The sequence below is a fragment of the Klebsiella sp. 1SOBk5mer genome (genome assembly GCF_046603115.1).
Taxonomy (GTDB): domain Bacteria; phylum Pseudomonadota; class Gammaproteobacteria; order Enterobacterales; family Enterobacteriaceae; genus Klebsiella; species Klebsiella quasipneumoniae.
Genome location: NZ_JBKIUU010000025.1, coordinates 1 through 2943, shown reverse-complemented (window position 1 = coordinate 2943; position 2943 = coordinate 1). Strand labels below are relative to the sequence as shown.

Below are 2943 nucleotides of genomic sequence, written 5' to 3'. Positions count from 1 at the left end.
AATCCGCCAAAACATCTTCGGCGTTGTAAGGTTAAGCCTCACGGTTCATTAGTACCGGTTAGCTCAACGCATCGCTGCGCTTACACACCCGGCCTATCAACGTCGTCGTCTTCAACGTTCCTTCAGGAGACTTAAAGTCTCAGGGAGAACTCATCTCGGGGCAAGTTTCGTGCTTAGATGCTTTCAGCACTTATCTCTTCCGCATTTAGCTACCGGGCAGTGCCATTGGCATGACAACCCGAACACCAGTGATGCGTCCACTCCGGTCCTCTCGTACTAGGAGCAGCCCCCCTCAATTCTCCAGCGCCCACGGCAGATAGGGACCGAACTGTCTCACGACGTTCTAAACCCAGCTCGCGTACCACTTTAAATGGCGAACAGCCATACCCTTGGGACCTACTTCAGCCCCAGGATGTGATGAGCCGACATCGAGGTGCCAAACACCGCCGTCGATATGAACTCTTGGGCGGTATCAGCCTGTTATCCCCGGAGTACCTTTTATCCGTTGAGCGATGGCCCTTCCATTCAGAACCACCGGATCACTATGACCTGCTTTCGCACCTGCTCGCGCCGTCACGCTCGCAGTCAAGCTAGCTTATGCCATTGCACTAACCTCCTGATGTCCGACCAGGATTAGCTAACCTTCGTGCTCCTCCGTTACGCTTTGGGAGGAGACCGCCCCAGTCAAACTACCCACCAGACACTGTCCGCAACCCCGGTCAGGGGCCCACGTTAGAACATCAAACATTAAAGGGTGGTATTTCAAGGTTGGCTCCACGCAGACTGGCGTCCACGCTTCAAAGCCTCCCACCTATCCTACACATCAAGGCTCAATGTTCAGTGTCAAGCTATAGTAAAGGTTCACGGGGTCTTTCCGTCTTGCCGCGGGTACACTGCATCTTCACAGCGAGTTCAATTTCACTGAGTCTCGGGTGGAGACAGCCTGGCCATCATTACGCCATTCGTGCAGGTCGGAACTTACCCGACAAGGAATTTCGCTACCTTAGGACCGTTATAGTTACGGCCGCCGTTTACCGGGGCTTCGATCAAGAGCTTCTCCTTACGGATAACCCCATCAATTAACCTTCCGGCACCGGGCAGGCGTCACACCGTATACGTCCACTTTCGTGTTTGCACAGTGCTGTGTTTTTAATAAACAGTTGCAGCCAGCTGGTATCTTCGACTGGTCTCAGCTCCATCCGCAGGGACTTCACCTACACACCAGCGTGCCTTCTCCCGAAGTTACGGCACCATTTTGCCTAGTTCCTTCACCCGAGTTCTCTCAAGCGCCTTGGTATTCTCTACCTGACCACCTGTGTCGGTTTGGGGTACGATTTGATGTTACCTGATGCTTAGAGGCTTTTCCTGGAAGCAGGGCATTTGTTACTTCAGTACCGTAGTACCTCGTCATCACACCTCAGCCTTGATTATCCGGATTTGCCTGGATAACCAGCCTACATGCTTAAACCGGGACAACCGTCGCCCGGCTAACATAGCCTTCTCCGTCCCCCCTTCGCAGTAACACCAAGTACAGGAATATTAACCTGTTTCCCATCGACTACGCCTTTCGGCCTCGCCTTAGGGGTCGACTCACCCTGCCCCGATTAACGTTGGACAGGAACCCTTGGTCTTCCGGCGAGCGGGCTTTTCACCCGCTTTATCGTTACTTATGTCAGCATTCGCACTTCTGATACCTCCAGCAACCCTCACAGGCCACCTTCGCAGGCTTACAGAACGCTCCCCTACCCAACAACACATAGTGTCGCTGCCGCAGCTTCGGTGCATGGTTTAGCCCCGTTACATCTTCCGCGCAGGCCGACTCGACCAGTGAGCTATTACGCTTTCTTTAAATGATGGCTGCTTCTAAGCCAACATCCTGGCTGTCTGTGCCTTCCCACATCGTTTCCCACTTAACCATGACTTTGGGACCTTAGCTGGCGGTCTGGGTTGTTTCCCTCTTCACGACGGACGTTAGCACCCGCCGTGTGTCTCCCGTGATAACATTCTTCGGTATTCGTAGTTTGCATCGGGTTGGTAAGTCGGGATGACCCCCTAGCCGAAACAGTGCTCTACCCCCGAAGATGAATTCACGAGGCGCTACCTAAATAGCTTTCGGGGAGAACCAGCTATCTCCCGGTTTGATTGGCCTTTCACCCCCAGCCACAAGTCATCCGCTAATTTTTCAACATTAGTCGGTTCGGTCCTCCAGTTAGTGTTACCCAACCTTCAACCTGCCCATGGCTAGATCACCGGGTTTCGGGTCTATACCCTGCAACTTAACGCCCAGTTAAGACTCGGTTTCCCTGCGGCTCCCCTATACGGTTAACCTTGCTACAGAATATAAGTCGCTGACCCATTATACAAAAGGTACGCAGTCACACCCGAAGGTGCTCCCACTGCTTGTACGTACACGGTTTCAGGTTCTTTTTCACTCCCCTCGCCGGGGTTCTTTTCGCCTTTCCCTCACGGTACTGGTTCACTATCGGTCAGTCAGGAGTATTTAGCCTTGGAGGATGGTCCCCCCATATTCAGACAGGATACCACGTGTCCCGCCCTACTCTTCGAGTTCACAGCCTGTGCATTTTGGTGTACGGGACTATCACCCTGTACCGTCGGACTTTCCAGACCGTTCCACTAACACACAAGCTGATTCAGACTCTGGGCTGCTCCCCGTTCGCTCGCCGCTACTGGGGGAATCTCGGTTGATTTCTTTTCCTCGGGGTACTTAGATGTTTCAGTTCCCCCGGTTCGCCTCGTTAACCTATGTATTCAGTTAACGATAGTGCAACGAATTGCACTGGGTTTCCCCATTCGGACATCGCCGGCTATAACGGTTCATATCACCTTACCGACGCTTTTCGCAGATTAGCACGTCCTTCATCGCCTCTGACTGCCAGGGCATCCACCGTGTACGCTTAGTCGCTTAACCTCACAACCCGAAGA

The 2943-nt window shown here is 53.1% G+C and carries 1 rRNA gene; it reads right to left on the bottom strand.

From position 1 onward, the window contains the following. Positions 1 to 27: 27 nt before the first annotated feature. Positions 28 to 2929 (bottom strand): 23S ribosomal RNA (locus tag ACLH1U_RS25120). Positions 2930 to 2943: the final 14 nt, after the last annotated feature.